Genomic DNA, 5,292 nt, shown 5'->3' on the forward strand with positions numbered 1-5,292 from the left:
ATTATAAGGGAAGAGGAAAGGAAGCTTTCTAAAGACAGCAATAAGAGGTTGTTAATAAAAACAAATATAATCAATGCTAAAAAATAAACCACATTCATTTTTATTTTATGTGTTTTTATACGTGCTGAATATTTTTGTCACTGTTTATTTTTATTCTTTGGTTGTAATGCTGAAATTTTCATCATATTTTCAATGGGTAACCGATTCCTTAGTTTTTTTGTTGTGCGATAGGAACAGGTGCGTTGCTATTATTCCATGATCTAAAGGCGGGTTACTTAGCAACACTTAGTAATACAAGTAATTAAATATAAATGTACTAAAAAACGCATGTTTCATTCCCTATAAATATCGGTAGATATTTATAGGGGGAGAAGAAAAAATGAAATGAATTTAAATTATGTCCTATACTATATGTATAGTTAAAATCCTGTTGGTGTACCCGTTAGTCGTGGGGTAATGATAAGAGCGTCATTATCCTTGGTATAATAAATTAAAACCTGATCCTATCGACAAGTAGATGGCAGATGAGTTGTTCAACAGAACGCAGTGCAAATGAAACCCGTGCAAATTTCCCGAGCGTAAATTCCAGACAAAAAAGACGAAAACGCAGGAGTCACGGCAATGTGGCACTATAAAGGAATCGGATAATACCCCGTAGATTCCCTTGATAGACATATAAGGCCAATCCTTACCAAATGGTATAAGGGAGTCTATTACTTCTAATAGATTCAGTGGCGAATTTATACAATATAGATCCGTCCAGAATTCGAGAAGTACTTAGACGCTTATAGGAGTTATTCATACAGCTTTTATAAGAAGAGTAGCGATGAGCTACGACCGTTGCAGAGAATGGCGATAGGAAGAAACAGGGCAACCCGCTTCCGCTTGAGTACAATATAGTTGTATCCAAAATTCGCTGTATGAAATGTTGATGAGTATCAGCGTCAAGAAATACAAATTAATTGTATATCTTGAATATCTTTCCCCCGCAGTAGGGGATCGAAATGTATCCAAGAAATCCCGTCAAGGAGTAATGCTGTTAAAGCTAATCAATACTTAATAAATGTCCTATCAAAAAAAATAATATCCAATGAATTGATATTCGAGTTGAAGCGAACGCCGTGAGATTCAATCGAATGAAATTCCTGGCTCGCTTGTAAAGCGGGACAGTCAAAAAATGCATTAAATGGAAGTATCAATTCAGTTAGATATCGTTAGGATTGAAGGGGATGATCTCTGCTTATAGCGACCTCTTGCTATGTTCTCCTGATTAATTGGGTTATGTACTATAGCGAGAACTTCCACCTTTCCCTACCTTGGGTAGGTTTGTTAACGGTGATTGGTGGAAGTACTAATTGTGCTAATTAACTTTGTTAATAATCATCACTACAGCACCAATGACATTGATACTTTTCATATCTTCAAAAGCGACTGCGATTGACGGATAATTGTCATTATCACTCAGTAAGCGTACTCCCTCCATGAGCACCTGTACTCTCTTAAACAAATAATTCCCGCTCTGTTTTAATACAACAAGTTTGTTATCGGTTAAATTTGTATCGTTAGTATCAATGAGTAGTACTGCACCCATAAGAAAGGTAGGGGTCATTACATCGGTATTAACCCTGATAGCACGCAGAGAATGTAAATCCGTCACATCAAGCAGTTGAGCATCAAGATTCAACATTTCATCGGCATGATCAATAAAAGGTACAAGTATGACATTTGAATCAGTGCTGCTCATGCTCGATTGCTGGCCTGTAGCCAGCCATTCAATAGATACATTGCCTGCTTTTGCCAGGAGTACCAAGTTATCCAGTGTAGGGCTTGATGAGCCGTGCATGTAGTTGTGAACAGTACTATAGCCAATACCCGCACGTTTTGAGAACTCTCTACCCGTTGTTCCAAGTGCTGCTATGACGTGCTTTAAGCGTTCACTGAACTCTTTAGTACTCTGCTTTTTATTGTTCATTCTATCGCCATTCAACTTAAGGAATTGTATTCCTAATTCGATTTGACTTGTTCATTTTATTGATCAATCATATTCATGATTAAGTAATGAGTGATCATAATGAAGAATCATAAACAAGAAGGATCTCAAAAAAAGGAATCAAATGCCAGTACTCGAAACTGGCATCGGGCCGATGTACTTGCAGCTATACGCAAAAAAGGTAGTTCGTTGGCTAAGTTGTCCCGAGACAACGGCTTACATGAACGAACGCTATACAACGCCCTTGAGAGACATTGGCCTAAAGGTGAGAAGATCATTGCAGATTATATCGGAGTGACTCGAGAAGAAATCTGGCCTGAACGTTACAGCAATAGTGAGGAATAAATTGTGGCATACGCAACATATACAGTGGTTTGTCCGCATTGTGGAAGTACTACGACAGTTAACACCGGAATAAAAAGCAGTGGTACAGGTGTAGGTTCGTGCGGAGCATGTAGAAAACTTGTCAGAGTAGAAGTTGACTCTCTCGGTAATATAAAACGAGTATTAAAATAACAAGGGGAAATAAAAATGAAGAAAATACAGTTTTTTGTTTATATGGGATTCGGTTTAATCATGGCATCCATGGTTTATAGTTATTTTAGTACATTCAATGAACCTGGGATGTCATTTGCTACAGTATTACTTGCATTAATTACTTTAGCATTTTGGAGTATGGTTATGATCATCTCATTTTGGTGGTCAATTATAGCCATTCCATCTATACAAGAAAACCACCCCGCATTAACGCAAAAATTTCCAAAGTTTTTTAATAACTTTCTTCTACCTATCATCATTGTCATTTTATTATTAATAGCTGGGCAAGCTAATGTATATATGATGAACCTACAAGGAAAGAATCTTGGTTTTATGATCGAAGATCAATTCTCTGAAGCGAAGAGTGCTGGGATCTTTAACAGAGAAAAGTGGATTGAGATTAAAGCTAAGCAAGATGAGTCAATAAAATTAGCCGATAAACAAGCCACCGCTGCAACATTAGAAAAAAATAACAAAGACTACATCGAAAGTAAGATTAATAGTCTCGACAAGAGTAGTGGTAAGTACTTAGTAGCTGAAAATATCTACAAGCAACATGGTGTTTGGGTCGATGATTACATTGCTGTTCAAAAGAAGTCATGCTCACGTGAATTCAATCGACTGTTGGCTGCTAATGCAGCGTCTGAGCAAGCCATTGAGTACTGGAATGAAACCTCTGATTCTTTAACACGGTCGGGTGTTTCGCCATTTGCAGGGGGGAGGAGTCCTACAACCGATCCTGACATCCAGAGAACCAGCAATGATATTAGATTTGCCCGTTCTCAATTAGAAAATTGTGGTATAGCTCATCTTAACGAGATAGAACATCGTGTTACAGTACAAACTGATAATTGAAATGGATTCAGGATTATGTATTTCAAAGCGGTTGTTATAAGTTTAAGTTTGCTATTGTGTTTATCGGCCTCTGCTGATGAACTTAAGCAAAATATTGATAGCACATTACAAAAATGCAAGATGGATGCGGTTAGTACCATTGACTCACAGAATTGCTATATTAAAGCTACTACAGCGTGGGATACGGAGCTTGGGAATCAATATAAACTGCTAATGAAAGATCAGCCTGAAAATGTGCGTGCTGCCCTAAGAGATTCACAAAGGCAATGGATAAAATACAGAGATTCGTATAATAAAGGAATTGAGGCTTTTTATCAAAAAGAAGAAGGTACTATCTGGAGTTTGATTGCGGCTGAAAGCAAAATGAATATTATCCGCGATAAAACATTAGATCTTTATCGACTCAGGAATAGTACAAATCTTGGTGGCTGATGTTAAAAGGTAGCGTAGGCTACCTTTTTTATTGCCATCGATGAGTCAGGGCTGGTGGAAAACCGCTATTAATAATTCTTGAAGTACTTTCATCACTCCATTCACACAGCAAAACGCCAAACATCACGTAATCTTCTGTTCCAGTATCAAAGTATTTGTGCATTAGGTCATGCAAAGTCTTTTCTGTTTGTGTGAAAGAAATCATTTGCTTAACTTAAGATGCCGCACAGTTCATTTCTTTCTTGATTCGGCTAATAGTGTTGGTACTTACACCGAAGTCAGCAGCTACAGAGCGAACACTTCCGCCAGATGCCAATGCCGCGAGGATTTCAGTACGCGGGATATGCCTACCATTTCCACGCCCAGCAATACGACCAGCAGCCTTAGCTGCTTCGTAACCCTCTCTTTGCCTGAGCAGCATCATTTCACGTTCCATTTGGCAAATTCCCGAAAGTAAAGTTAGAACCAGTTTACCAGTGGGTGAGTTATCTCCCGTCTTAATGCCTTCATGATGAAACTGGATCGCGACACCCCGTTTAGTCAAAGCATCTACAGTTGAGAGAAGGTCGGTTGTATTACGGGCAAGGCGGCTGATGTCATGCACATGCAAAGTATCGCCTTCGCGTAAGTACTCCATCATCGCTAAGAATACTTCACGATTGGTATCTTTCGCACTTACTTTCTCAGTGAATACTTTTTCAAAGGTGATCCCCGTATCTGCTAATTGTCGCTCGCTGTTTTGTTGCAAGCTGGATACGCGAATATAAGCGATGTGTGCCATGTCAAAATCTCTATACTGTATCGATTTGTATGTTGCGATTTATTATAGAGTGTAGCGATGAAAAATCAAGGCAGATCGCTACACTTAATCAGGCTTTAGGAGGATGTGCGGTATGTAGCGATTAAGGATGCTTAATCGCTACACTATATTTTAGTAGCATATCAGTATGCGGATAAAAGTGAGGTGCGTGGCATAATCTCTGGCTAACAATTACTCCCTTGAAAATATGTCATCAACACCATCAAACCCGTTATCCTGATATCCACCATGTTGAGTATATTCTTGTCCATCCCAATCAGAATAATTTTCGATATTGCTCTCTATTATTGATTGTACATCAATATTATCAATAATGTCATCAATTTCACTTTCGTTAAAAACTATCGAGCTTTCGGATAACATATCCTTAACCATATCCTTTGCTTTCGATTTAATTAAATAACTCTCCTGCTCATCATAATACTCGCTAAATTCATTACTTTCTGAAATAAATTCATGCACAAAATCATACCAATACTCTAATAAAGAGGTACGGATATCACCCAGTAATTCATCGTCACTGATAACATTGGAAATATGGCTTAAAATATTTAAATCTTCATAATCAAGATCGTCGCCACTGGTTAGTAACGTTAACTTTGTGTATTCCTGTGTTTTTTTATAACCTATCCAATCTATATCATTTAAAGATAACCAA

6 protein-coding genes are annotated in these 5,292 nt (G+C 37.9%); 3 read left to right on the top strand and 3 right to left on the bottom strand.

What is annotated here, in order from left to right:
• Positions 1–1,360 precede the first annotated feature (1,360 nt).
• Entirely contained in the window at positions 1,361–1,972 is a 612-nt protein-coding gene (locus tag IM317_RS23035; protein WP_017384795.1) for a LexA family transcriptional regulator, read from the bottom strand.
• A gap of 99 nt (positions 1,973–2,071) precedes the next feature.
• On the opposite strand from IM317_RS23035, the gene IM317_RS23040 reads away from it, so the two are divergent.
• The 3 genes from IM317_RS23040 (at position 2,072) to IM317_RS23050 (ending at position 3,814) form a co-directional block, all read left to right on the top strand.
• Positions 2,072–2,335 carry a helix-turn-helix transcriptional regulator gene (locus IM317_RS23040; protein ID WP_048377808.1) on the top strand — a complete coding sequence of 88 codons (264 nt, stop codon included), beginning with the start codon at positions 2,072–2,074 and terminating at the stop codon, positions 2,333–2,335.
• Positions 2,336–2,521: 186 nt separating this feature from the next.
• On the top strand, positions 2,522–3,382 hold the full coding sequence (locus IM317_RS23045) for a hypothetical protein (protein ID WP_029882384.1): 861 nt from the start codon (positions 2,522–2,524) through the stop codon (positions 3,380–3,382).
• A gap of 15 nt (positions 3,383–3,397) precedes the next feature.
• Positions 3,398–3,814 carry a lysozyme inhibitor LprI family protein gene (locus IM317_RS23050; protein WP_029882383.1) on the top strand — a complete coding sequence of 139 codons (417 nt, stop codon included), beginning with the start codon at positions 3,398–3,400 and terminating at the stop codon, positions 3,812–3,814.
• Between the two features lie 214 nt (positions 3,815–4,028).
• Here the strand turns inward: IM317_RS23050 and IM317_RS23055 are convergent, their stop codons facing one another.
• Together IM317_RS23055 and IM317_RS23060 are read right to left on the bottom strand one after the other, a co-directional pair.
• The gene (locus IM317_RS23055) at positions 4,029–4,595 is read right to left on the bottom strand and encodes a recombinase family protein (protein WP_033144485.1); all 567 of its coding nucleotides are present in this window, start codon (positions 4,593–4,595) and stop codon (positions 4,029–4,031) included.
• 210 nt (positions 4,596–4,805) lie between these two features.
• A partial coding sequence (locus tag IM317_RS23060; RefSeq protein ID WP_193362540.1) for a hypothetical protein occupies positions 4,806–5,292 on the bottom strand: 487 nt, incomplete at its 5' end.

The sequence above is a fragment of the Enterobacter cloacae complex sp. S3 genome, from assembly GCF_014930495.1.
In the GTDB taxonomy this organism is placed as follows: Bacteria; Pseudomonadota; Gammaproteobacteria; order Enterobacterales; family Enterobacteriaceae; genus Enterobacter; species Enterobacter asburiae_B.

Bases quoted from the DNA above. Each gene is read 5' to 3' on its own strand.
- IM317_RS23035 (WP_017384795.1), bottom strand. From the start codon at position 1,972: ATGAACAATAAAAAGCAGAGTACTAAAGAGTTCAGTGAACGCTTAAAG.
- IM317_RS23040 (WP_048377808.1), top strand. From the start codon at position 2,072: ATGAAGAATCATAAACAAGAAGGATCTCAAAAAAAGGAATCAAATGCC.
- IM317_RS23045 (WP_029882384.1), top strand. From the start codon at position 2,522: ATGAAGAAAATACAGTTTTTTGTTTATATGGGATTCGGTTTAATCATG.
- IM317_RS23050 (WP_029882383.1), top strand. From the start codon at position 3,398: ATGTATTTCAAAGCGGTTGTTATAAGTTTAAGTTTGCTATTGTGTTTA.
- IM317_RS23055 (WP_033144485.1), bottom strand. From the start codon at position 4,595: ATGGCACACATCGCTTATATTCGCGTATCCAGCTTGCAACAAAACAGC.